The sequence below is a fragment of the Mesorhizobium sp. 2RAF21 genome (assembly GCF_052115345.1).
GTDB classification, from domain to species: domain Bacteria; phylum Pseudomonadota; class Alphaproteobacteria; order Rhizobiales; family Rhizobiaceae; genus Mesorhizobium; species Mesorhizobium terrae.
In genome coordinates this window covers 23852-47201 of sequence record NZ_JBFRGM010000022.1, presented here as the reverse complement: position 1 = coordinate 47201, position 23350 = coordinate 23852, and the positions used below count along the sequence as shown (strand labels likewise).

At 58.3% G+C, this 23350-nt stretch carries 22 protein-coding genes and 1 pseudogene; 16 read left to right on the top strand and 7 right to left on the bottom strand.

Going from position 1 to position 23350, the window contains the following annotated elements:
• Nucleotides 1-68 precede the first annotated feature (68 nt).
• Both AB4136_RS27555 and AB4136_RS27550 read right to left on the bottom strand, forming a co-directional pair.
• Nucleotides 69-344 carry a hypothetical protein gene (locus AB4136_RS27555; RefSeq protein WP_137900902.1) on the bottom strand — a complete coding sequence of 92 codons (276 nt, stop codon included), beginning with the start codon at nt 342-344 and terminating at the stop codon, nt 69-71.
• Nucleotides 345-1141: 797 nt separating this feature from the next.
• On the bottom strand, nt 1142-2479 hold the full coding sequence (locus AB4136_RS27550) for a HEAT repeat domain-containing protein (RefSeq protein WP_137900903.1): 1338 nt from the start codon (nt 2477-2479) through the stop codon (nt 1142-1144).
• Nucleotides 2480-2706: 227 nt separating this feature from the next.
• Between AB4136_RS27550 and AB4136_RS27545 the strand changes: the two are divergent.
• The 3 genes and pseudogenes from AB4136_RS27545 to AB4136_RS27535 all read left to right on the top strand — a co-directional run.
• Nucleotides 2707-3279, top strand: a pseudogene (locus AB4136_RS27545) (transposase); the annotation flags it as partial.
• A 726-nt stretch (nt 3280-4005) separates the two neighbouring features.
• The gene (locus AB4136_RS27540; protein WP_171020958.1) at nt 4006-4557 is read left to right on the top strand and encodes a DUF637 domain-containing protein; all 552 of its coding nucleotides are present in this window, start codon (nt 4006-4008) and stop codon (nt 4555-4557) included.
• A 205-nt stretch (nt 4558-4762) separates the two neighbouring features.
• A complete protein-coding gene (locus tag AB4136_RS27535; protein WP_137900905.1) occupies nt 4763-5623 on the top strand; it encodes a hypothetical protein in 861 nt (286 codons plus the stop codon).
• 13 nt (nt 5624-5636) lie between these two features.
• Here the strand turns inward: AB4136_RS27535 and AB4136_RS27530 are convergent, their stop codons facing one another.
• A complete protein-coding gene (locus AB4136_RS27530) occupies nt 5637-5897 on the bottom strand; it encodes a hypothetical protein (protein ID WP_137900906.1) in 261 nt (86 codons plus the stop codon).
• A gap of 240 nt (nt 5898-6137) precedes the next feature.
• Here AB4136_RS27530 and AB4136_RS27525 point away from each other — a divergent pair, with 240 nt between their 5' ends.
• Genes AB4136_RS27525 through AB4136_RS27505 form a run of 5 tightly spaced genes read left to right on the top strand, consistent with a single transcriptional unit; the run spans nt 6138 to nt 7856 of the window.
• Nucleotides 6138-6890 carry an N-acetylmuramidase family protein gene (locus AB4136_RS27525; protein ID WP_137900907.1) on the top strand — a complete coding sequence of 251 codons (753 nt, stop codon included), beginning with the start codon at nt 6138-6140 and terminating at the stop codon, nt 6888-6890.
• A gap of 3 nt (nt 6891-6893) precedes the next feature.
• The gene (locus AB4136_RS27520) at nt 6894-7106 is read left to right on the top strand and encodes a hypothetical protein (protein ID WP_137900908.1); all 213 of its coding nucleotides are present in this window, start codon (nt 6894-6896) and stop codon (nt 7104-7106) included.
• Nucleotides 7103-7345 carry a hypothetical protein gene (locus tag AB4136_RS27515; RefSeq protein ID WP_137900909.1) on the top strand — a complete coding sequence of 81 codons (243 nt, stop codon included), beginning with the start codon at nt 7103-7105 and terminating at the stop codon, nt 7343-7345. Before AB4136_RS27520 ends, AB4136_RS27515 begins: the two co-directional genes overlap by 4 nt.
• Nucleotides 7330-7539: a hypothetical protein gene (locus AB4136_RS27510; RefSeq protein WP_137900910.1), complete on the top strand. Its 210-nt coding sequence runs from the start codon at nt 7330-7332 to the stop codon at nt 7537-7539. The genes AB4136_RS27515 and AB4136_RS27510 overlap by 16 nt, the downstream gene beginning before the upstream one ends.
• Complete coding sequence (locus tag AB4136_RS27505; protein WP_441931862.1) at nt 7536-7856, top strand: DUF1515 family protein; 321 nt, start codon at nt 7536-7538, stop codon at nt 7854-7856. The genes AB4136_RS27510 and AB4136_RS27505 overlap by 4 nt, the downstream gene beginning before the upstream one ends.
• Nucleotides 7857-8110: 254 nt before the next feature.
• Here AB4136_RS27505 and AB4136_RS27500 read toward each other — a convergent pair whose 3' ends face one another.
• Nucleotides 8111-8488, bottom strand: a complete 378-nt coding sequence (locus AB4136_RS27500; RefSeq protein ID WP_137900911.1) for a hypothetical protein — start codon at nt 8486-8488, stop codon at nt 8111-8113.
• 330 nt (nt 8489-8818) lie between these two features.
• Here AB4136_RS27500 and AB4136_RS27495 point away from each other — a divergent pair, with 330 nt between their 5' ends.
• Together AB4136_RS27495 and AB4136_RS27490 are read left to right on the top strand one after the other, a co-directional pair.
• A complete protein-coding gene (locus AB4136_RS27495) occupies nt 8819-9916 on the top strand; it encodes a hypothetical protein (RefSeq protein WP_137900912.1) in 1098 nt (365 codons plus the stop codon).
• A gap of 1100 nt (nt 9917-11016) precedes the next feature.
• The gene (locus tag AB4136_RS27490) at nt 11017-11301 is read left to right on the top strand and encodes a DUF4406 domain-containing protein (protein ID WP_441931859.1); all 285 of its coding nucleotides are present in this window, start codon (nt 11017-11019) and stop codon (nt 11299-11301) included.
• Nucleotides 11302-11992: 691 nt separating this feature from the next.
• Here AB4136_RS27490 and AB4136_RS27485 read toward each other — a convergent pair.
• The 3 genes from AB4136_RS27485 to AB4136_RS27475 are packed head-to-tail and all read right to left on the bottom strand — an operon-like array spanning nt 11993 to nt 13176.
• Nucleotides 11993-12400 (bottom strand): DUF6941 family protein, encoded by a 408-nt coding sequence (locus tag AB4136_RS27485; protein ID WP_137900913.1) that lies wholly within the window; start codon nt 12398-12400, stop codon nt 11993-11995.
• On the bottom strand, nt 12393-12797 hold the full coding sequence (locus tag AB4136_RS27480; protein ID WP_137900914.1) for a helix-turn-helix domain-containing protein: 405 nt from the start codon (nt 12795-12797) through the stop codon (nt 12393-12395). The genes AB4136_RS27485 and AB4136_RS27480 overlap by 8 nt, the downstream gene beginning before the upstream one ends.
• Nucleotides 12778-13176: a hypothetical protein gene (locus tag AB4136_RS27475; protein WP_171020959.1), complete on the bottom strand. Its 399-nt coding sequence runs from the start codon at nt 13174-13176 to the stop codon at nt 12778-12780. Before AB4136_RS27475 ends, AB4136_RS27480 begins: the two co-directional genes overlap by 20 nt.
• A 1955-nt stretch (nt 13177-15131) precedes the next feature.
• On the opposite strand from AB4136_RS27475, the gene AB4136_RS27470 reads away from it, so the two are divergent.
• From AB4136_RS27470 to AB4136_RS27445, 6 genes are all read left to right on the top strand, one after another.
• Nucleotides 15132-15692, top strand: a complete 561-nt coding sequence (locus AB4136_RS27470; RefSeq protein WP_137900916.1) for a hypothetical protein — start codon at nt 15132-15134, stop codon at nt 15690-15692.
• Nucleotides 15692-15931 carry a hypothetical protein gene (locus AB4136_RS27465; protein WP_137900917.1) on the top strand — a complete coding sequence of 80 codons (240 nt, stop codon included), beginning with the start codon at nt 15692-15694 and terminating at the stop codon, nt 15929-15931. The genes AB4136_RS27470 and AB4136_RS27465 overlap by 1 nt, the downstream gene beginning before the upstream one ends.
• Before the next feature lie 405 nt (nt 15932-16336).
• A complete protein-coding gene (locus AB4136_RS27460; RefSeq protein ID WP_137900918.1) occupies nt 16337-17848 on the top strand; it encodes an aldehyde dehydrogenase family protein in 1512 nt (503 codons plus the stop codon).
• A 30-nt stretch (nt 17849-17878) separates the two neighbouring features.
• Nucleotides 17879-19972, top strand: a complete 2094-nt coding sequence (locus AB4136_RS27455) for a primary-amine oxidase (protein WP_137900919.1) — start codon at nt 17879-17881, stop codon at nt 19970-19972.
• Between the two features lie 208 nt (nt 19973-20180).
• Nucleotides 20181-21410 carry a thiolase family protein gene (locus tag AB4136_RS27450; RefSeq protein WP_137900920.1) on the top strand — a complete coding sequence of 410 codons (1230 nt, stop codon included), beginning with the start codon at nt 20181-20183 and terminating at the stop codon, nt 21408-21410.
• The gene (locus AB4136_RS27445) at nt 21407-22939 is read left to right on the top strand and encodes an AMP-binding protein (protein WP_137900921.1); all 1533 of its coding nucleotides are present in this window, start codon (nt 21407-21409) and stop codon (nt 22937-22939) included. The genes AB4136_RS27450 and AB4136_RS27445 overlap by 4 nt, the downstream gene beginning before the upstream one ends.
• The last annotated feature ends 411 nt before the right edge of the window (nt 22940-23350 follow it).

The following is a 23350-nucleotide window of genomic DNA, read 5'->3' as shown; positions in this document are numbered from 1 at the left end:
CCAGGGCGGGCGTCGTGGTGGCCACGAGAGCGAGGGCAAGAAGAGGCCGACAGAACATTTGCCCGCCCTCATTCCTGGTTTTCGGCGCGTTGAGCCGCAATGGCGGCGCGTATGTCGTTCATAGCGGCCTGATCATCGTCGGTGGCGCCGCCGGTGCAATCGTTGCTGCCGATTTCCGTGTCGGAGCTGTAGCCGCAAGCGGAAGCGGGCGCCAAGGAGGCAAAGCCGGTGAGAAGAACGGCGACAGCAACGACGAGGCGAGCCAGCGACATCGCGCGACTCCGGAAGCGAGTGGCGAGGGCGCCAGCATAGGCGGTAAGGATAAGACGTTTGGCTTGGGTCATGGAACTCTCCCGATCTGCGGCGAAGATGATCGTCGCCGTTATGAGGTGAGACGGACGGGGCTTTGCTTTTCCCAGTCTCCCAATAAATTTTCTTCGAGATTCTTTCGCCGCGCCACTCGTCGTCAGGTCGAGCGCGTAGGAATAGGCGCGTCAGAGCTGGGATCGGAACTCGCGCGCGTCCGTGTGAGTTCTTCGAAAGTGGCCCGTGCCTCGGCCGCTCGGCTGCGGCTGTAAAGAGCGGCACCCTGGACGAACAAAGTCTCAGGACCCGCCGGCATCGCAGTGAGGACCGCGGCGCAGTCGCACATCGCGCCTCGTAATTTCTGGCGTCGAGGCGCGTGCGCCGCGCCTGTCGCAAAGAAGGTTTCCCGTCGCAAAACGGATGAATATAATCGAGCTATGTATAAAAGTTGGCGAGATACGCCGTGAAATCGGTCGCCTTGAGTGTCTTAAGAATGGTGGGATCAGCGCCGGAAACGCCGGTATCAATATCCTCACGCGCGCCTTGTCTATGTTGGAATATGCGACAAACAGCGCGACGCCCTGACCTTCAAGGCTGCGTTCCTTGTAAGGCTCGAGCCAACAATGATACCGAAACTGTCACGAGAATTGCCGGAACAGCTTGCCCGGACTGCAGTTTCTCCGCTTTTCGAGATCTCGAGCGCAGCGCGATCTGGCGCCATCATTTTTGGGGTAGAAGGCCAACGGTATCTCAGCCGTCGCTGTCAGCTTCGATGACATTGGCCTTGATCGTCGCGCTGCGCGATTTTGCCTGACGACGGTGCGGCCTCGACGGCTCAGGACCGCTCCAGTGCGGCATGCGCATATTGGCGCAACTCGAAGTCCGTCTCTTCGCTAGCCAGAAACGCGCGCAGGAAAGGCTCTGCGTCCGAATGCGGCAATTGCGCGAGCGCGTTGAGGGCGGCGCGTCGGACAGCCCATTCCGGTCGGGTCAGCAAGGCGCCCGCGAACTCGTCGATCAGTGCCTCGCGTCCCTCAGGCGTCACGACGTGACTGACTTCGACAAGCGTACGCAGCCGCAAGTCGACGTTGTCGGGATGCGATCGCGCTAATTCGATCTTGGCGAGCGCCTCGCGGATTGGCCTCGACGTGACAAAATCGCGGAGGTCCTGCAAGGTTGGAAAGGATTGTGAAAGCCCCGGCAGTTCAGCGACCGGGCGAGGATTGGGCAGTTGCAGGTAGAGTTCGAATGCGTGCGACGACCCTGCGAGAAATCGATTGAGAAGGTAGGTTTCGAGGCGGGCCGAGTCCTCGGTTGCGAAGTGGGCGCGGATGACTGCGAGCTTCGCAGGCCAGGCGGCGCGGCTCCTTTCTGAGACGACCGCCTCCGCCTGAGATCCAAACCGCGATCTCGTAGAGGCAGCATCGGGGCATCCGCGCGTCAACAGGAGGGCGAGATCGTCGACCAGTCGGGCCGATGCCGACGGGTCTTCGAAACATCGACGCAGTGCGGCGGCGATTTCTGCCTCGTCACCGTAGCGAAATGGCTCTCCTGCCGCCTTCCGCCGGCGCACCTCGGCGATGAAGTCTTCGTCGGGAACCTGACCGAGCGCGGCCGTCGATCTCAGCGCCGCCGCCACCTGGCTCGGCAACTTGCGGGCAGGTTGACGGGTGAACGCGTCGAGCGCGGCTTGCGCTTCGGGCGTCCCCAAGGATCGAAGTGCTTTGACCGCCCATTCGGCCGTTTCGAAATCCGTCGCAGTCGTCGCAAGAGCGCCGAAACGCCCGGCCGGGACGTCGCGATGCGGAGCCGAGCGCAGCGCAGCAACCGCTTCCACCGCATAGCCACCCATGGTCTGCAACACTTCGCACAGGGCTTCACTGGCTGCCGGAGACGGCAGGCGGCCGAGCGCCGCAATCGCGGAGCGGACATGTCGGTTGGTGAGCACTTCCTGAGTCACTGTCAGCCTTTCGGTCCGCCGGTTCCATCCCCCAATGGCGATTCCGCTCGCGCCATCTCCCAACGCCAGCGGCTCCAACTCGGCGAGCGCCTCCGCTGTGGTCAGAGGTCCCGGCAATTCGGCGATCGCACGCTCGACGGTCTCCCAGTTCCCCGACCGGAGCCGATCCACGAACGCCTTGCGCGCCCGGTTCTTCAGGAACGCCGAGAACATTTCCGACCTCGAATTATACCAGGGTCTTGAGCCAGTTGAACGTGTACTTTCCGAGATACGCCCACACGCCGCGAACTTTCACATAAGTTTCGTCGACCCGCCAGCCGCGTTGAAGTGCGGACGACGCCATTGCGAGCGCAGACGTTTCTCCATCTCCGGCGCCAGGCCGTAAAACCGCCGTTCGTTCGTCGCTCAGGTTGCGCTCATGCCGTCGCCAGCGCGCCGAGCGTCTGACCGCCGTCGGCCGCGGGGCCTTCGACCAGGCAGTGCGTGTCGCGGTGGCGGACGATCCACTCTTGGCCGAGCTGATTGACGCCATGCTGTCGGCACGCGACGCGCTATGGCGAGAGTATTGCCGGCTGAATGATCTCGTCGTGAGGATGGTGGCCCGTCGCGAGTTGAGCCGGCGCTTCATGGCGATCCCCGGCGTTGGTCCGGTGACGACGCTTTCGTTCATGACGGCCATCGACAATCCATCACGCTTCCGCCGCTCGCGCAACGTCGCGGCTTACTTCGGGCTGATCTCGCGGTGCTGGCAGTCGGGCTCGACGATCGACATTCAGGGTCGCATTTCGAAGGCCGGCGACGCCGATGTTCGAGGCTCGCTTTACGACGCGGCTTCCGGGCCGATGACGCGCTTCAAGGGCTCCGACAAGGTCAAGAGTCGGGGCCTGGCGGTGATCATGCACGCGCTCTGGAGCGACGGCACGTTCTACGTTGGCGATGCGGCGGCAACCGCGACCGACACCGCGCAGCGCGCGCATGGCAAGGCCTGCAAGCTTCTCGGAGCGCATCGATGAGCGGTGCGAGCGCAGTTCAAACGCATGGCGCCCGCAGTTTGACGGACGCTGACTGAACACGGAGATCCGTTCGGGTGGATGAGGACCGATGCAGACCAGGAACGACGGAACGCACGTTATCTGGCCTGCGGCCGCGCCGATCGCGAGACGGCCGGACCGCGCCGGATTGCCTGTGACGCTGCTCCGTCAGCCCGATGGAAAAGTGTGCCGCGACGGTTCGAGCGCTGACAATAAGCAGCGCAGCTATCCCGTCGATGAGCCCGGAAGAGTGCACGGCGTACCTGATCTCGACGACTGCGCAGAACCTCGCGCCCTGGCGTGTGATATCAAGCGATTTACTGCTATGAAGGAGAAACGGCGATGGCGAATACCTCCGCGAAATCCACCCCAAATAAGGGGGCAGGATAAAAGCGCGCACCGTGCGCTTCGGTTGGGCGGTTGTTTTTGCTCAGCTTTCTGCCGGGTTTTGCACGGTGCAGCATATCCGTGCACCGTGCATTGCACGCTCATGTCTCTGATTTTTTGACCTGTTTTGCACGGTGCGGGGCTGCGTCATGTCCGATGAGCGCGAGGTCCGTGTCCGACCGGGGCGCATCCGATCGACCCGCGCACAGCAGGCGCGGCCTTCCATCGCGCAGGCGCTGGCCGCCGCGAGGAAGGCCGGCGGCGGCCTCAAGATCATCGTCGGCGGCAAGATCATCGCCGATTACCAGAAGACCGGGTCGCTTGAGGCCTCGCTCGACCAGCTCGCCCCAAAAACCGGGCCTGGCCTGGGTCAAGCAGCTGCGCGACGACCCGGCGCTCGCCGGCAAGGTCGATTGGAAGGCGGTCGATGCGTCCTTCAAGGACTGGGACTACAAGAGCCAGGGCTTGGCCGAGGCTGGTGCCGCTCTCTTGACCCTCGTCACAGTCGCGATCACGGTCGGCAGCCTGGCCGGGACCCTGACATCGTCACTTGGCCTGTCCGGCGGCATTATCGCCAACTCAGCGATCCAGGCCGGGCTACAGACCATCGTCAACAAGGCCGCGGTTGCGCTCGTCAACAACCAGGGCAATCTCGGCAAGGCGCTGAAGGAGCTCGGCTCGACGGCGACGCTGAAGTCGCTCGCTGCGAACCCCGACCACTCCGCGACCGGCTTCAGCTATTTGGCACCAATTGTCAGATCAGGTCTTAACTTCCGCACTTCAACGTGCCTGAAATTGAGTGCTGCTCTGGCCGACAGCATGAGTGCTGCAAAGCGTGACGACATAAATCTTGTACCGCTTTCCCGTGGCTGAACACCATCCAGACCTGCGGCACTCTGCCAGGGGTCGTTTATGTGCCGGTCTATGAGGCGTTCATGTCTCTGCGCGCGAGTTGGCCCGCTCCCAGCTACGCCAGCCTATTCGTGGATGTGCAGCACATAGGCCCAGCCGGGCACGACATTGTCGCTGCGCTCATCCGCGCCACCCCCGGCGCGTGCCAGCCATAAGGACCGCTGCCATGACGACATTGCTCAACCCGAAGCTCATCGGTGAAATCTCGCCCCTTGGCATCGCGCTTCTCAAAGCGGCCAACCCGAGCGACGCCAGGGCGATACTTGAGTTGGCCTATGGAACGGCACCTTATCCGCCAGGGCATCTGTTCGGCCTCGCCCTGTCCAACAATACAGCCGACGCGGTGAACGATATCGACGTGTCTGCTGGGGCCTGTTCGGACAGCAGCGGCATCGCGAACATTGCGCTGGCGAGCACCATGACAAAGCGGTTCGACGCCAACTGGTTCGCCGGCAGTGGCAGCGGAGCGCTGGACACGGGAGCGCTTGTCGATGGTTGGTGGCACGTCTTTGCCATCCTGAACCCGACAACCCACACGTCCGATGTGCTGGCTTCCCTGTCCGTGAACGCGCCAACGCTACCCGCCGGCTACACCATGTTCCGCCGGCTTGGCTCCGTGCTGCGCGAGGCCGGCTCCCTGGTCAAGTTCCGGCAGTTTGGGGACATCTTCAAATGGGATGTCCCGCGTCGAAGTTTCACGAACACCAACGCGGTGGCGCTGGGTCCTTTAGCGCTCGATGTGCCGCCCGGTGTTCGCGTCAGCCCGATCCTGTCGTCAAACATGTTCCTGTCGGCCGCCGGCAACGCAGTCCAGCTTATGGGCGATGGCGAGGGCACGACAGCCGCCATGGCCATTTGTCGGGCCAATATCGCATCATCCAATACCTTCACCAACCTGAGCGGTCCCGGCGCGTTCATCACCAACACGGCTCGGCAAGTTCAGTTTGAGCAACTGCTGACTTCGGGAACGTTCGGTTCCTCCACCATCGACGTGCTGGGTTGGCGCGATTTGCGCGACAGGGGGTAATGGCCGATCTGCTTCAGCGAACCCCGTGCCACATCTCGTCCTCGGCCGATTCCTTTTCGGTAAAGGGCCGGTAGGTCCAGGAACCGTCACGAAACTGCCTCATGCAGTTGCCTTCGATCAGGTTGCCGGCTTCATCGCGGACTTTTCGTCCGAACGGCATATAGGGCGACCACTCGAAAGGATCGGTTCGCCACCACGTCCACCAATGCTTCGGATGCGCTAGCTGCCAATGGTCAAGCCACTGGCAGAAAAGTTCGTAGAGGTTTTCAAGCATACCCACCCCCAATCTGGATCGGGGAGTTGGAAAGCCGCCAAGCGACGACCGCATACGCCTTTAGGCTTTCGCCCTGGACATACACGTATGCCTCCCCGACCCGAACTGCAATCGGGAGGGTGTGAAACGCTCCCCAGCCTGTGCCGGGAAGCGTCGCTTGGAGGGGTTTCCACGCCCCAGCTCACCGCATTTCGGTGAGATGTCGGGAAACTAATCGAACAACCTTGGAAAGGAAAGACCATGAACATCACGTTCGTGGGCGCTTCGCGGCGCCTGAACGATATCGATTTGCCAAAGCTCGGCGCGAAGATCGGTGTCGGCGAGGACGAAATCCATGCCTTCCTCGATGTCGAGACACGTGGCCATGGTTTCGATGAACTTGGCCGGCCGGTCATCCTGTTCGAGCCGCATGTCTTCTATCGCAACCTGTCTGGAGCCACACGGGCTCAGGCCGTCAGGGCTGGTCTGGCCGCAAAGGCCTGGGGAGCCATCCCCTATGGCAAGGAGAGCGACCAGTATCCACGCCTGAAGGCGGCGATGCTCATCGATGAAACCGCCGCGCTCAAATCGGCATCGTGGGGCCTCGGCCAGGTTCTTGGCGAGAACTTCGAAGCGGCCGGCTTTCTGACCGTGCAGGCCATGGTTGACGGCATGATGCAGGACGAGGAAATCCAGCTCGAAGCCGCGATCAACTTCATCATCGACAAGAAGCTCGACGATAACCTTCGCAACCATGACTGGGCCGGATTCGCGCTGGGCTACAACGGCGCCTTGTATCGCCGGAACGCCTATGACCGGAAGCTCGCCGAGGCTTTCCGGAAATGGTCGCGGATCAAGGATACGCCCTGGCCGCCACCGGCGCCTACCAGCGCGCCTCCGCCGGTTCTGGCGCCTCCACCCCCCAACGGCACCAGCGGCCCAATCCCAGCCCAGCCAGAAGCCGGGTTTTTTGCATCCCTTCTCGCCAAGATTTTTTCCAGAAAAGGAGCCTAAGTCATGTGGCAGCGTATCAAGCGTTTCTTCAAGGACAGCGAGACGATCTTTTGGGCGCGACTGCAAGCCGTGCTGGGCATCGCTGCCGCTGTCGTCACCTTCGTTGATCCGTCGATCCTGCAGCCGATCGTGCCGCCGGCATGGTTCCCCTGGCTGCTCGTCGCCAACGGCGTCTTCACGGAGTATCTGCGTCGCCGGCGGGAGGATGGGCTGTGATCGCCTTCCTGCTCCAGTTCTGGCCCTACATCGTCACCGCAGTCTTCGCCGTTCTGGGCGGCTGGAAACTTCGGCAGTCTGGCGTCAACGCCGAGCGCTCGCGCCAGACAAAAGAGAAGCTGGCAGCGGTCGAAGAACGGCTGGAGATGAACCGCGAGGCAACGGAGATCGAGCGGCGCGTCACCGGCATGTCCGATGGCGAGGCGCGCAAGGAGGCGATGCGATGGGCAAAGCCCTAATCCTCTTCGTCGCTCTGGTGCTGTCCGGTTGCACGCTCGGGCGCGACGCCCCGTTCCCTTCGGACCCTCGTTCCATCTGGTGCGATCAGAACTCGCCGCGTCGAGACGCCAAGCCCGAGACGCCGCGCACCGAGATTGACGAAATCAATGCCCACAATGCCAAGGGCGAGAAATGGTGCGGGTGGAAGCCATGACAGCTAGCGACGAGCGGACACTTGGGATTCTGCTGGCCAAGGTGGAAGGGATCGAGCGGGTATTGGCGCGTGCTGACGATCAGCGCGCGGCGATGCATCACCGACTGGACGCTGTTGTCGATGATGTCAGCTCTCTGCGAACAGATGTCGTGGGCATGAAGACTACCGTATCCTCAACCAAGGAGGTCACTGACGAGGTCAGGGCGTGGAAACAGCGCGGCATCGGCGCCCTTGGGGTTGTGGGCTTCGGTGCTTCGGCGATCACTTGGGCAATCATGCACTGGCTCGACAAGATCGCCGATTTCTTCAACCAGTAGCCAACTCGCGCGACCGATTACCATCCGCCCGCTCCGGTTCGCCGGGGCGGTTTTTTTGCGTTTGGCATCAGCGCCGCTAGACGGCGGAGAGATTTAGGGCGAAACCTTGCAGGCAACGGACGAGCGATTGACGCGTCCAGCGAAGCATCGCATGGCGCAAGGCCTTCGCGGAATTGCAGAATATCTGTTGTCCCGCGCGTCCAATCCTCTGAATCGCCAAGATGTTCGTTAGTCGATGCTGATGCCCGTTCGATTCAGTGTGAGCCGATCACAAAGAATTCGTCGCTGCCTCCCGAGCAATCTTTTGTAGAGAACCCTGGGCCGGGCGTGTTGTGCGCGAGGCAAATATTGTTATTGTCGGACTCTTTAATCTGCGTATGGTCGAGCGTTTTCTTCAAATACGAAGTCAGCTCCTCTAATTCTTTGACACGCTTGTCTTGCAAATTCGAGAAATCCCCCCGCAGACCCGAGACCGTCTCTTGTAAACCGGAAACCGTCTTCTTGAGATCGCCGATCTGTTTCTGTAGGCACTTGACGCTACACGTTTTACTTAGGCTCGGCGTCGGTGAAAAACCGAGTAAAGCAAAAGCCGAAAATACGGCAATCAACTGATGGCTATAATTCAGGCGCATGGTATTTTTCTCCTGTATGTTTAATCCGATCACTCATCGGCAAGGAATTTTGTTGAAGAATAGTCAATTAAGGAGCCGGGATCGGACAACCCCCATTTGGGGGTCTCATGAATTCTCCCAGATGGCCCTTTTGTAGTTTTCGAGAAGGCGGGCTATCCGCTTCTGCCTCCGGCTTTGTTGCCGATCGTTGCACTTACCTCATCGATCACCTTGGCTCGCTGGCGAGACGGTGTGCCAAAAGCGCAATTGACTTTCGGGGAGCAGAGAGCAATATGGCTTAGTCGTTGATTTAATGAGACTATCGCTTGCGCATGCTGGAAAGGGGCCGGCTTGGGTAAGATGGATGTGGCCCGTCTCCACGACGTAGCAGCGCGATTTGGAGAGGCCGTTGTCGACCCCGCTCGGTGGTCTATTCTTATCGAGGAAATCAGCGGGGCCGTGAACAGCACGGGCGCGACCTTGCTGCAAGGCGACATTCGGACGGCGGACGCGCCTCGAACTGAATCCATTCGCGACTTCGTCGACGGGTATTTCGCGAACAATCTTCATATCGCGGACGTTCGGGCGAGGCGCGGGGTTCCGCTGCTTCTTTCGGGCAGGCCCGTCATTCGGGATCAGGACCTGTTCCAGGGCGAGCGCGAGATGCTCGCCGATCCCCTTTACGCCTACTTCGAGCGCCACAGGATGCGATGGTTCGCCGGTGTTGGGTTCTATTCGGGATCAGATATCTGGGGCCTAACGATCCAGCGAACGATTCAAAAAGGCCCTTTCGATGACCGGGAAATCACGGCTCTCGCGATGCTTCCGAAGTTCCTGACGGAAGCCGCCACTCTTTCGAAGGCGGTTGGTCGGCAAGCCCTCACGCAAACGACGAATGCGCTACAGCTGGTCCGCAAGCCTGCGATGGCGCTGGACCTGTTTGGCAACGTGCTCGACATGAACGTCGCCGCCGAACGGCTGCTCGGCCCGCATTTGCACATTCATCATCGCCGTCTGGTCATTCATGACAGAATTGCTGCAAGGGAACTTGATCGCCTGATCCTGCGCATGCGCAGTGTCAGCGACCTGAGGCCATTGCCGACGGCGCCGATCGTCATCAGACGCGAGAGCCAGCGCCCCATCTTGATCGACATGCTGCCGATCACGGGGGCGGCACGCACTCCGTTCATCGGAGCTCGTGTAATATTGCTCCTGATCGACTTGCAGGATTTGCGGCCGCCGCCGATTGAGGCGCTCAAGGGCCTGTTCAGATTGACGCATTCAGAAGCACAATTCGCACAGGCGATGGCAAAAGGCCTGTCGGTCCAGGAGGCGGCGGACGAGTTCACCATAACGCTCGAAACCGCCCGCAGCCGCCTCAAGACAATCTTTGCGAAAACGGATGTCCACCGGCAAGGCGAACTTGTGGCTCTGCTCTCGCGTCTTTGAGCGACGCGGCCGTCATCGCGATTGAGCGCCATGGAAAGGAATATACGCTTGCCGCCACTAGTGTGAAAGCTGTGCATCCTTATCCCAAGATTGTTTGCCCTCACTTCCAGAGCCTGTCGTTTCGCAAGGGCCTACAGTTTCTTCTTCAATTTTGCATCCACCCGCCCAGTTTGCCGCACAAGCAAACACTTTTACTTTAAATCGAGTATTGCACGAGTTCACCAGCCGATAGTTGTGCCAGCGACCGCTTTTGCCTCTCTGTTCGAGTGACACGCACTGTCCTGGATCGCGGCCACTCTGACACTTTGGCCCGCTGCCCGAGTTTGGAGACGTATGCTTGGAGGAGCTGGGATCAGAGGCTGTCGAGGTGCCTCCTTGGAGACAGATCGCATCGCACTTGTGGGAAAGGCAAGTGATTTCATTCGAGACCAGCTGTCCATTCAACGTCGTTCGCAAAGTGCTTCCTGATGGGCAATTGCACGAGCCATACGTCACATGCTTGTTGACATCGCAAATCGTGGCCCCTGCACGCGCGGCAGGAGAAATCTGAATGGCGATGGCCAGAACAATCAAGCCTATACTTAACCCGCTGACACGCAATTTTGGCGCTGTATCGCTCGCTGTCATTCTCTCGCCTCCCAACCGCTTACTTCTTGCGATAAACGTCTGAATAGTTGCGGATTTTATCTCCTCTGATAAACGCGCAACTTATGCTCATTTTGCTTTTTGCATCGTAACATTCCCATTGGGAGCGTTCTTTTTCGCTAGGATAGGAGCCCACATGGTTCCTAACCAAATAGTCACAGCCGCGAGCGCCACACAAAGTCGGTGGCGCGTCCGCTAGAGCTCCCGGAATAGTCGCCAGAAAGACAATTGCTGTCGAAATCAAATGCTTATGGACCATTTCCGTTCCTCAAGGTTCTCCAAAATCCTTATCGTTATCAACAATATACTTAGCTTTTTCTTGAGTAGCTGTTAGAGATACATCGGTCGTCCACTTCCTGCCTGAACGTTTGAGAGGCGATAAACTATAGGAGGCGCCATCAAGCGTCGGAACCCCCATCTGGGGGGTATCGCAACGATCGTTGTGGGCAACAGTGTTGCACGAGGAAGGACCGTCCGTTCGTCATGGCGACGTGCAGGGGGGCTGCTTAGATCTGGGCGGCCAGAAACCGTACGGAGATGATCGAAGCCTGATGCGAGGCCGTGCGATTGATGATGCCGCCAGAGACGCAGCCTTAGTTCGTGCCAAACAACGCTGCCTCATGCTTTCCGGCGAGCAGGCCGACACGATCGCGCTTCTTCCGGGATGGGAACGCAGCAAAGGTGCCAAAGCAGAGTTTGCACTCTTCGAAGCCCTGGGACACCGCGTTATCTATCTCTGATAGCGTCGACGGTTGTTCCGTACAATTGCGTAGCTCGCTTATCGCAGCTATTCGGCCGCGCGCTTAACAGTTTGGACGCACAGTTAGACAACAAGCCCGCTCCAATCCAACGGAGGAGCGGGCTTCACAAACCGTCTATGGTTGCCCCCAAGACCGGTATGCAAAAGGATACTGCCTGCACAGTGGGGCGCATGCAATCTGGCGGCGCATACATTAGATGTTGTGCAATCAAGACGGCAGGGCGCGGTCGGGGCGCCTGCAGCGAAACCTGCGTAAGCACGCTGGGTTTGGCCGGTGGGCTCTTTTTTCTGGCTTAGCTCACACGCTCGCAGTGAAGCGCATCTGTACCGGCCTGATATCGCCGCAGATTGCCGATCCGCATATTGAGGTGTCGCGGGCACATGCCATTCGCCTTATGCGGCTTGCACATAAGGCAACCGGTCCTAGCGCTCTTGGGCTTCTTCCGCTTGTGATGCATGTCTATCTCCGATGTTCACCGGTGCGCCCCGATGGCGCACGGTCGTGATGGGAGATCCGGTAGAATAGTCGGTGACGGGTAACGCGATCTCGCCTCGGCTCCAGGCAAGAGCTTCCTCAAGTCCTTCGCGGATGCGGTTGTAGACCTCTTTCGACATGGCGCGAATATAGCCGTCGCGGTGTCAAACGAAAACCCTGGCCGGAGCCGGGGAGGTTATGAAGACACATTAGCGATTGGGGCTCGAATATTGATGCCGCCAATCGGTATCAGATCGCTCCCGTTGAGCGAAAAGTTCACTACAATTGCAACGGGTTTTTCAATGTGAATTGCCACAGCGCTGAATGGGAAAATCGAGGCGGTTGTATCGTCGAACACAGTTGTTCGGCCCTCGATCTCGCCCAGCAAATCGCCGTCATTTGTTGTCAAGGTAATCCTGAAGTGATGGTCTCCCTTGGTCATTCCGAACACTCGGAGATAAATAGCCAAAGGTAATACGCCGGGAAGCATGGTTGGTAAAATGTCTGCGCCAAACACGCCTATGAGTATGTGTTTTCCGTTGGCCTCTTGACGAACATCGTCGCAAAACAAGATCTCAAAACGCAGGTTTTTCACGTCAAGCACCAATTGCGTTTTCACGCACAGTGAAAGACAGCGTGTTCGAGCCCGATGAACCAGCTTTCATTGGCTCAGATGACATCGTGCGAACGCGTACCGACCTCGGCGGTTGGAAATTGCACGAAGCTGGTTCCAGGATCTGTTCAATGACCAACTGGGGCTCGACATCCATAGCCCAGCACAATTCGGCGAGGCTGGATAAAGTCAGATTGCGATACCCAGAAAAGTTCCGGTTGACGCTCGATCGATCAACGCCGAGGCGATCAGCTATTTCCTGCTGTGTGAGCTTTGAAATTGCCTTACGTTCAACTAGCGCCGACTGGAGAAGTCGGCCCACGTCGGCCACAAAACGCGAGGAGGCCTCTTCCTTAGGGTGATCAAGTTCAAAGGTTGAGGACATCATCTTCTTTCCCTCCGACAATCCACTTTGGTGGATCCAAATCTATCTCGGCGCGCAGCTGTTCGACAAAACTTCGATGTTTGTCATAGATGCCAGCTTCCGAATGGGTGTGTTCCATAAAGTCTCCACAGACTGCGATGAATGTCGCCCGTTGATAGAACCAGCCAAAAATGCGGAGATCGTAGGTCGAGAACTCAAAGACATCTCTTTCATGCGGTCGCATGCGTTTGAACGCGCGACCGATAGCGAAGGGTGAGCCGAGCTGAAAGGTTCGAATAAAATCGTATGCCTGGTGTCTGGGCGGAAGCTCATGTGGGTCAATCGATTTTGCGCCCTTGACATCGACATTCAGCCACCTGTGGAACTCAGGAGTCCCGAACATTCGTCGTTCTGCGAATTCTCGTCGCGACAAGTTAACGGCAATGGGAGTGAGTTTCCCACGGCCGCATAGTTCATCAATTGTTGCCATATAAGTCAACAAATGTGTCAAGACTAGGTGAACAAACTAGCATTTTTCTGCCCCCTCAGCAGCGCAGCGATGTGGCTGACTTCCCTGCGTTCCTCCAGCGGCAAGCCACAGGAGCACAAAGGACTCCTCGAGCATCAGTTCAATTGTGATGCGCATTCCATCCCCAAGCCCTCCCCAGGGCGGATAAGCGGCGATCTAAGCTGATTTCTGCAGCTACGGCAACGAGACCCAGAAACGGGTAATGTCTCAGTTTGAAATTCGGTGGTGACCCTAATCTTGAAGTCAGACAGCGCCACGAAGCCTTTTCACTTCGCCCGGCTCGGGTTGCGGACCGATGCCCGGCATGATCTCCCCCTCTAGAACCTCCACCCGCTCGTCTCGTTTCATGCGAGCGCTCCTTAGTGCCGCCTCAGCTTCGGCGGGGGTTGGAAAGCCAGCGATGTAGAGTGCGGTTTCATGTGGGGGATCGTCTGCTTCGTCTTGGCCGACCCAAACCCGAACATACCATCCGATAGGCGTAGTCATCATTTGGCGACTGCCTTTTTGTAGGGGCCGCGCTTGCCTGGCTTCGGCGCGACGGCATCCATCTTCTCGCAAAGGTCTTCCCTAGACTAGGGCTTCTTAGACAAGCCTGCTGCCGACGCCGCAGTCTTTTTGCGGCTTTGTTCTTGTCAGAATGGGGGCTCGCTACTCCTGCCGACTTTCTGGCTGCACCAGTCAATCCGCGACTGGTCTGTGGACTGGACGTTTCTGGCGCTCGCCCACCGCATGAAAGCGGTGTTGTCGAAATGTACTTTCCAGACAGTTCTACCGGCAGCTTCATGACTGCGGACCGTTTCGTCCGCGAAAACCTTCCACTCCTGAAAAGTCTTCTCCATTCGGTCAGCGTCGGCTGCGAGCGCTCGGACTGCAGCGTACTCATTCGCCCGATACCAGACGACCACAACGATATTTTGCTCCCCCATAAAGACCTCCTTGAAAAGGCTGACTCGCTGACTGGACGTGAAGGCGGTGTCGCATGATCTCCTACAACGACATCAAGTCCGGTAGGGCGGTGGCGCCGAGTGTAGGCTCGCACTTTGGCTGTAGGCCAGCATCACTTTTTGGGGAAGCGACCGGCTGGTTGTAAATGCATCGGGAGATGCGCCAGCCGGCCTAAGCGCCAGTAGGCGTCCGGCGCCTGGTCGAAAGTACCAAGGGCTGCAATCTCTCGGCCACGTCGTCGAGCAGCGCGGCTCTTTCCTGGCAAATCAACGATAACTGTTCTGCGATAAATGGCGATAGATCATTCGTCCCTACAAGCCAGCGGCGCATTGTATTGGTGGTGATATTCAGGTCCCGAGCGAGGTCGGATTGCCATCGAGGTCCATATAGGGCCTCGCCAGCGTCCTTCAGGAGTTTTCCACCCATCGGTTATCCTACGCGCATCAAGCGTGCATGCGAGCCCATGCGATCGCGCAAACTGCAAACGTTGCAGCCAGTGCTTGAAACCACCGACGTTCCCAAATGCGCGGTGGACGTTCCCAGTTGTAACGGGACATTCTGAGGCTCCCCTTCGCTCCATTGGTGATTTAAGCGGTTTTCTCAAGCCATCGCAATGAGCGCCGACGCCTAGGGTGCGCCCGGCCGACGGACCTTAGTCAATCATCAAAGATTGTTTTTATCTGCAACGCGTCCTGCCTCGTGAGCCAGGTGCCGTGAAAATTGTGTAGCGAAAAGAGAGGCTCTTTGCCTGTCCCCTTCAATCCTTTCAATTCTTTTCACAACCGGGATTGTTGGGCAGAAAACCAGGAGGCGAATGGCGCAGGAGAAAGAAGCCGATCAGCATTAGATGGCGCGGGTGGTTTCACTTCCAAGAGGATCATCGAATGCTATCGACCATTGATGCAGCACCTACCCGAGTTCACCGCGTGGTTCGCAAGCAGAACGACTGGACGCTGAAGGAACACGAAGTGGTGGTCAGCCACTGGCCTGACGTAGAGACCATTCAAAAGTCGCTGCCGCACAGGACAAGAACTGCGATCCAGAACTTTGCCGGTAGGTGTAACCTCAGGAGGGAGATCCACATCTGGAGCGCATCCGAGGACGCGATCTTGAAAAAGCGCGTGAAAGAGGGCGTTGCCACAAAGGCAATCGCAGCCGAGCTGAGGATGCACATCAACCAGGTAACCAACCGCAAGCAATACATCGGCCTACGTTACGGCAGGCGCCCCCCGGCGCCTACGGGTCATCGTCTGATGGACGCGATTCTGCATCGCGCCTTCCATCTCAATATGAGTAGACGTGACCTGGATGCTGTGTGTGGCGGAAAAGGCGAGCCCTTCAGCCGATGGTCGCCGGCGCGGAAACTATGCATCCGCAAGATCAAGCAAGCGGTCGACTACATGGGTGGTGAGCTCGACGTTGTCTGGGAGCCGCTGGAAAACTGATGGACAGCCATAAGCGCTTTGTGATCGACAAGGTGTTGCGGCTACGTATCGAGTTCACCGTCGAGAGGCTGATTACCCTGCTGGACGAAATCGACCGCGACCCAGATTTAGAACCAGAGCCGATCGAGGAGCAGCATGATCGAGAGGCAGATCCAGCTGAAGACGGCATCGCGGATAAAGCCGCGATGAAGTTCGTCATTGCGGAGACATCGAGGCGAAAACGCAAATCCCGCCGCTAACGTACCGCCAACTCCCTCGATACCATTTTGCGGGGGTTGGTGACACTTGGCAAAATCAGGGCGGAAAGGTTAGGGATTTTGCGCCCAAAATACGTGAAAAATCATCGCCCTAACCTTCCGCAAGTATCTGAAAATCCACCATTGGTGTCGCCCGCCCACGGATGTCCGATGTTCATCGCCAGCCGAGGTGTGAAACCCCTCAACGGATATTGCACCCAGCAACTTTCCATTTGTCGATCACAACAGCGAATAGTTTCAGTTTTGTTCAGGGTTGATACTACTTATCTTGAACAAGGGGCCTACACATAGATCTGGCAACACGAACCAAATCATCGCTTGTAGGTGGATTTCGCCGCTGGAGGGGCGCAAGCATCTGTACCGCCTCCGCGATAGGGAATTGGTTCAATGTTCGTTCCGAAATTTGAAACAGTCGTCAGCAAGCAGACCTTGGAATTCGTCCACGGCAAGCCGAAGCGAATATACATCGACGGCAGGTGGGTTGAATCGAAATCGGGCAAATCCAGAACCTGCGTCGACCCTGCCAGCGGCAGAACGATCTGCGAGGTTCAAGCCGGTGATGCCACTGATGTCGATCTTGCAGTCAAGGCAGCGCGCCGGGCCTTTGTCGATTCCGAATGGTCGCGCTTGCTTCCGGCCGATCGACAGAGCCTGCTCCTGAAGCTTGCCGACGCCATCGAAAAGCATGGCGATACCATTGCTGAAATCGAAACTCTGAATCAGGGCCAATTGATCGAGGTCGCAAAAGCCGTCGAGGTGAACATGGCCGTTGATTTCGTGCGCTACATGGCGGGGTGGGCGACAAAGCTTGAGGGTTCAACGCTCGACCTGTCGCTCCGCGAACCGGTTGGGATGAAGTTTCACGCCTACACACGTCGCGAACCCGTCGGTGTCGTGGCGGCTATCGTTCCTTGGAATTTCCCGCATCTGATGGCTCTCTGGAAGATTGTGCCCGCACTGGCTTGCGGCTGCACTGTCGTCTTGAAACCCGCCGAGGACACGCCGCTCACGGCGCTCTATCTTGCGACGCTGATCGAAGAGGTCGGCTTTCCCGCAGGCGCTGTGAATGTTGTCACCGGCACAGGATTTGATGTGGGTTCGCCGCTGGTCAGTCATCCCCTCATCAACAAGGTTGCGTTCACCGGTTCCACCAAGGTCGGCCAGACCATCGGCCATGCCGCAATCGAAAATATGACACGGTTTTCGGTTGAGACGGGTGGGAAGTCGCCGGTCCTGGTACTCGACGACATCGATCCGGATTTTCTCGGCCCGAACGCAGCCATGGCGACGTTCTTCAACCATGGACAGCAATGTGTCGCCGGCTCGCGCATCTATCTTCCGCGCAAGCGCTTCAACGACTATCTCGACCGGATAATCGATCTTGCAGACTATCTGAAGGTAGGCTCGGGTTTCGATCCGAAGGTCCATGTCGGCCCAATGGTCTCAAAGGTACACTATGATCGTGTGCGCGGGTTTATCGAACGCGGTAAGGCCGCCGGCGCCACGGTTGCGGCAGGTGCCGATCCCATCGCCGACAACGGCGGCTTCTTCATCCGCCCGACGGTTCTGACCGGCGTCGACCACAGCTTCGAATGCGTGTCCGAAGAAATCTTCGGCCCCGTCATCTGCGTGATGCAGTACGACTCGATCGATGAGCTGGTGGGGCTCGCCAATGACAGCAAATACGGTCTCGCCGCCTCGATCTGGAGTCAGAACATATCGGCGATCAACGCCCTGATCCCGCGCATCCAAGTGGGAACGGTCTGGGTGAACTGCCATGGCGTGTTCGATCCGAACCTGCCCTTCGGCGGTCGAAAGCTTTCGGGCATTGGAAGGGAGCACGGTCGATCTGCCGTTAATCTCTTTACTGAAGAAAAGACTGTCTGCGTCGCCTACTGACGATGCCTTGCCACCGAAGGGGAGGACATAATGAAAACCGACGTCGAAAACCAGACCAGGACCTACCCGAAATCGGATGTTCTGCACCCCTTCGATCCGCTGAGCTTCGAAGAACTCGGACGGGCGGTGACGATCGTTCAGGAGCACGATAAGTTCAACCGTGACACCCGCTTCGTTATGATGAAGGCGAAGGAGGTGTCGAAGGAATTCATTGCCGGCTACAAAACCGGCAATGCCTTTGACCGCGAGGTCGAAGTGACATTGATCGATTGCGGTCAACGCCAGACCCTCGAGGTGGAGGTGTCGCTAAATTCAGGCAAGGTGACGAGATGGGAGGTTACCCGCGAAGTTGGGCAACCCATGCTCATCCCCGATGAGTTCGTCGAGATGACCCTCATCGCGATACAGGATGAACGGGTGATCCGTGCGCTGGAAAAGCGAGGTCTCGGGCTTGCCGAACGTGGTCTCGTTTGCATTGATCCGCTGACTGCGGGGCATTTCGGTTCGAACGAGGATCCTACCCAGCGACTGATCCGCGGCATGTTCCTGATGCGGAAAGAGGCGAACGACAACATCTACGCGCATCCGATCGAGAACCTGACGGTCCTGGTCGACATGTACGATCGCGTCGTAGTCGATTTGCGCGATGATGGCGTGGTGCCAATCCCGCAAACCATGCGGAACTATGAGCGGCAATATATCCAGAAATTGCGACCGGATCTGAAGCCGATCCGCATCACACAGCCCAAGGGCGTCAACTTCGACGTCAAGGGCTGGGGGATTTCCTGGCAGCGTTGGCGCTTCCATATGTCGTTTAACGCCCGTGAAGGACTGGTGCTTCACGATGTTCGCTACATGGACGAAGAAGCCGGGCGGGAGCGGCCGATCTGTTTCCGGGCGTCGATCTCCGAGATGACTGTGCCCTATTGTGACGTGACCAGCACCAATGGGGTTAAGAATGCTTTCGACGTCGGCGAATACGGTCTGGGAGTCCTCACCAATTCGCTGACGCTTGGCTGCGATTGCCTTGGCGATATCCGATACTTCGATTTCGACTTCATCAATGCGTTCGGCGAAATCGAGTCGATCCCCAATGCGATCTGCATGCATGAGGAGGACGACTCGATCATGTGGAAGCACACTGATCTCCGTACCGAAAAGGTCGAAAACAGGCGGTCGACCAAGCTGATCGTCTCCTTCATCGCGACCGTCGGAAACTACGAATATGGCTTCTACTGGGTTTTCCGGCAGGATGGCTCGCTCGAGCTCGAGGTGAAGGCTAATGGCATCGTGCAGACGGGTGCGGTCGTTCCCGGTGAGCAGCCGCGACACGGGACGTTGATAGAAGAGGGGCTTTACGCCCCCTACCATCAGCACTTCTTCTGTGCGCGCCTCGATATGAATCTGGACGGCCCGAAAAACCAGGTGGTCGAGGTCGAGTCCGAGTCGGAACCAACCGGGCCGAAAAATCCGCGCGGCGCAGCCTTCGTCACCAAGACCTCCGTGTTCAAGACGGAGAAGGAAGCCCAACGTCGGCACAAATACGAGACCGTGAGGACCTGGGTCATCCAGAACCCCAACTCCAAGAACCGCATGGGTACGAATGTCGGGTATCGGATCGAGCCGACAGAAGTCGTTCTGCCTTTCTTCAACGACGACTCGTCGATCGCCAAGCGCGCCGGCTATCTGAACAACCACCTTTGGGTAACCAAGTTCGACGAGGGGGAGATGTTCGCCGCCGGACGCTACCCCAATCAGAACCCTGGACCGGACGGGTTACCCCGCTGGATCGAACAGGACCGCAACATCGAGAACGAGGATATCGTGGTCTGGTATGTCTTCGGACATCACCATGTCCCTCGGCTCGAAGATTGGCCGGTGATGCCGAACGCCAAACTTGGGTTCAAGCTCAAGCCCAGCGGCTTCTTCGGGGTCAATCCGGCGATCGACCTCCCTCCGGCCCGAAGGGCGGCGAAGGAGCATGCAGGTTGCTGCTCGACCGGAGATACGGCTGAGTTTGTTCCGCAGCGCCTGACCCGATTGATGCGGCGTACGATCCGCCGTGAAAAGCTGATGGCAGAATATGAGGCCGGTCTGGCTGCCGACGAAAAGGCCGGCAAATAAGCGCCGCTGTGCACTGAACGAAAGAGCTTTCCTCCCGGACACTGGGGGAGGGCCGAGTATATTTCGGCCCTTGCCGTCCATTTGCGAACTTTTGGGCAGTGTTTCCCAAATTCGATCACAAGGCGGGATAGTTTCAGTTCTGTAACATCTGACCTGTTCTTACGCTGTGGAAGACGAGCGCGTTCATCCGCGCGGATTCGAGGTAGATATGCGTCAGACATCGAATACGAAAGTTGCCATCCCCTACGGTCTTTGGTGGAGCACGCCATTTGCGCGGTGGCAGGGCGCTCTCGCTCACCTTCATAGCTTGCGTTTTGCGGCGCACGTTGCGCAACGCGAACTGGCAGCAAGAAACCTCAGTCCTGAGATTTTCGACTTTTCCGTCTTGGGAACGACAGTTCCGCAGCAGGGCGCTTTCTATGGCGCGCCCTGGATTTTGGGCATGATTGGCGCCGACCATGTGCCGGGGCCGACGATCACTCAAGCCTGCTCCACGGGCGCACGTGTTCTTGCCGTCGCTTCGGACGAAATAAGGCGCGGCAACGCGTCAGCCGCTCTCGTGCTTGCAGCGGACCGAGTCTCGAACGGTCCACAGATCTACTATCCGGACCCGGAGGGACAAGGCGGTTCCGGGCAGGCGGAGAACTGGATCCTCGACAATTTCTCCAAGGACCCTTACGCCGACGTCGCAATGGTCGAGACCGCTGAGGCGGTTGCGGCCGAGCACGGGATTTCCACCGCCGAGCAGAATGAAGCGACACTGTGCCGCTACGAGCAGTATCAGGCGGCTCTGCGAGACGACAGCGCATTCCTGCGCAGGTTCATGTGCCTTCCCTTCGATGTGCCGGACAAAAGATTTACGAAGGTAAGAACGACTCTCTCCGGCGACGTCGGAATTTACCCGACAACCGCGGAGGGGCTTGCCGCACTAAAACCGGTTTTGCCAAAGGGCACGGTCAATTTCGGCGGCCAAACACATCCGGCCGATGGAAACGCCGGCATGGTTGTCACGAACGAGGATAAGGCGCGCGAGATTTCGCGCGACCCCTCCGTCAAGATCGAGATCGTGTCTTTCGGTAACGCGCGGGCCGGCAAGGCGAGGATGCCGGCGGCGCCGGTGCCTGCAGCGCGCAAAGCGCTCGAGCTCGCCGGGATGCGGCCCGACCAGATTCATTGCATCAAGACGCACAACCCCTTCATTGTGAACGACGTCCTCCTGGCACGGGATTTCGGGATTCCGATCTCGACCATGAATAATTTCGGTTCATCGCTCGTCTGGGGGCACCCCCAGGCGCCGACAGCCCTTCGGGCGGTGATTGAACTGATCGAAGAGCTTGCGCTGCGTGGCGGTGGCTATGGACTGTTTACAGGCTGCGCGGCCGGAGACAGCGCCATGGCGCTCATCGTGCATGTCGATAGCGGAACGTCACGGGCATGAAGAACATTGAGAAAAGCGTCGTCCATATGTTAGCGGTAGCGGCTGCGGAATGCCCTGACCGGCTTGCGGTTCGATGCGCCAGCGCCGCGCTTAGCTATGGGCAATATTTCAATTGCGTCGCATCGCTTGCCGCCAGGCTGCGGGAGGCAGGTGTCGCGCCCGGCGATCGTGTCGTCACCATCATGGCGAATTCGGCAGATGCTGCTGTCGCCAACTTCGGTATTCAGGCAAGCGGTGCACAACTCGTGCCACTCAATCCGGCCTACACCAGCGCCGAACTGGACATCATCATTGCGGACGCCAGCCCGACCGTCGTGCTGTGTGACGTCGAAATTGCCGCGACGCTCGAAAAGGCTGGCGCTGGCTGCGAGATGAGAATCACTGTCTCTCCCGGAGATCTTCTGCTTGATCGCGACAATGCGTCCGAGCGGGATGAGATCGTGCTACCGGAACCGGAGTGGCTTTCAACCCTTCAATATACGGGCGGCACCCAAGGACTCCCGAAGGGCGTGAACCTCACGCATCGGTCCGTGGTTTCGAACATCGCTCAGCGAGAGGCACTTGTGCCGACCGTGGATGGCGAGCGGGTGATGTGCATCACGCCACTCTTCCATGTTTATGCAGTTTCAATGGGGCTCTACCTAGCGGCACATTGCCGAGGCACACTCCATATCGTTCGCAAATTCGATGCGGGCGAAATTTTCCGCGATATCGCGTGCCATCGCATCTCGTTCCTCTCTGCGAGCCCGACGATCCTGCTGGGATTCATGAAACACCAGGATTTTGCAGACGCCGACTTTTCGTCGCTCAGGATCTGCTCGTCCGGGTCGGCCCCGCTTTCGGAGGAAACCTTGCGAAAGTGGGAAGAAGCCACAGGCTGCCTGGTTTGCGAAGGCTATGGCCAGACTGAAGCAGGACCGGTGCTGACCTACAATCCCGCCGAAGGCCGTCGCAAGGTCGGGACGGTGGGAATTCCGGTCCCGGAGACGGAGGTCTCGATTGTCGACACCCAGACCGGGTTGATCGAACTTCCCGCTGGCGAGATTGGTGAGGTCCGCGCGCGAGGTCCTCAGATCATGACCGGGTATCGCAACCGGCCAACGGAAACCGCGCAGTCGCTGCAAGGTGGCTGGCTGTACACCGGAGACATCGGCTGGGTGGATGAGGATGGTTATCTCACGATTTGCGATCGCAAAAAGGAGATGATCATCACCTCCGGCTACAATGTGTACCCCCGTGAGGTGGAAGAGGTGCTCTACGCGCACAATGGGGTTCAGGAAGCTGCAGTCTTCGGGGTTCGTGACGAGTATCGTGGCGAGATGCTCGTCGCCTATGTGGTCCCTTCCGACCACTCCTTGACCTATGATGGCGTGATGAAACATCTCCAGGGGCGCCTCACCAAATACAAATGGCCACGCGAAGTTTGGCTCGTCGGCGCGCTCCCAAAGACTTCCGTTGGCAAGGTGGACAAGAAGAAATTGCGAGAAATGTGGTCAGCCTCGGTGTCTGAGGCTAACCGGACCTTGTAAACGTCGAGTGTCAACCTGGCGAAGCGGACTGGTCTTCATGGGCTAAGGCCAGTCCGCTTCGCTTTACGCCGAGATCACAAGTTCAGTTCTGAAAAATGTGCCCATCGAGCGGCGCTGCTGCTGTTTTCTAGGTGGGCGAGCGAAGGCGTCCCGAGATTCTGAGACATTCCACTTGACTATCACAAAAGGCAATTGTTTCAGTTTTCTGAAATTAGAACGCCATCTATCGTTAAAAAACGTGGCAGGTCATTGAGAACCAACACTGGCCTTGAATGCCAGAAGGACCTCTAAGCTGTTCGGGTCCGCTGCGGGGGAGGAATACTTCGAGGTGTTGTGATCGAGGGTGCTGTTGCCCTCGCGCGACTTGTGGCTTGCACTCCTTCTCCCGCAGTCGCTGCCCCTGTCATCCGG

Coding starts and splice junctions, on each gene's coding strand:
- AB4136_RS27520 (WP_137900908.1), top strand. CDS start 6,894: ATGTGGCAGCGTATCAAGCGTTTCTTCAAGGACAGCGAGACGATCTTT.
- AB4136_RS27525 (WP_137900907.1), top strand. CDS start 6,138: ATGAACATCACGTTCGTGGGCGCTTCGCGGCGCCTGAACGATATCGAT.
- AB4136_RS27510 (WP_137900910.1), top strand. CDS start 7,330: ATGGGCAAAGCCCTAATCCTCTTCGTCGCTCTGGTGCTGTCCGGTTGC.
- AB4136_RS27500 (WP_137900911.1), bottom strand. CDS start 8,488: ATGCGCCTGAATTATAGCCATCAGTTGATTGCCGTATTTTCGGCTTTT.
- AB4136_RS27550 (WP_137900903.1), bottom strand. CDS start 2,479: ATGTTCTCGGCGTTCCTGAAGAACCGGGCGCGCAAGGCGTTCGTGGAT.
- AB4136_RS27460 (WP_137900918.1), top strand. CDS start 16,337: ATGTTCGTTCCGAAATTTGAAACAGTCGTCAGCAAGCAGACCTTGGAA.
- AB4136_RS27470 (WP_137900916.1), top strand. CDS start 15,132: ATGCTATCGACCATTGATGCAGCACCTACCCGAGTTCACCGCGTGGTT.
- AB4136_RS27465 (WP_137900917.1), top strand. CDS start 15,692: ATGGACAGCCATAAGCGCTTTGTGATCGACAAGGTGTTGCGGCTACGT.
- AB4136_RS27555 (WP_137900902.1), bottom strand. CDS start 344: ATGACCCAAGCCAAACGTCTTATCCTTACCGCCTATGCTGGCGCCCTC.
- AB4136_RS27475 (WP_171020959.1), bottom strand. CDS start 13,176: ATGTTCGGGACTCCTGAGTTCCACAGGTGGCTGAATGTCGATGTCAAG.
- AB4136_RS27530 (WP_137900906.1), bottom strand. CDS start 5,897: ATGCTTGAAAACCTCTACGAACTTTTCTGCCAGTGGCTTGACCATTGG.
- AB4136_RS27445 (WP_137900921.1), top strand. CDS start 21,407: ATGAAGAACATTGAGAAAAGCGTCGTCCATATGTTAGCGGTAGCGGCT.
- AB4136_RS27505 (WP_441931862.1), top strand. CDS start 7,536: ATGACAGCTAGCGACGAGCGGACACTTGGGATTCTGCTGGCCAAGGTG.
- AB4136_RS27450 (WP_137900920.1), top strand. CDS start 20,181: ATGCGTCAGACATCGAATACGAAAGTTGCCATCCCCTACGGTCTTTGG.
- AB4136_RS27455 (WP_137900919.1), top strand. CDS start 17,879: ATGAAAACCGACGTCGAAAACCAGACCAGGACCTACCCGAAATCGGAT.
- AB4136_RS27535 (WP_137900905.1), top strand. CDS start 4,763: ATGACGACATTGCTCAACCCGAAGCTCATCGGTGAAATCTCGCCCCTT.
- AB4136_RS27480 (WP_137900914.1), bottom strand. CDS start 12,797: ATGATGTCCTCAACCTTTGAACTTGATCACCCTAAGGAAGAGGCCTCC.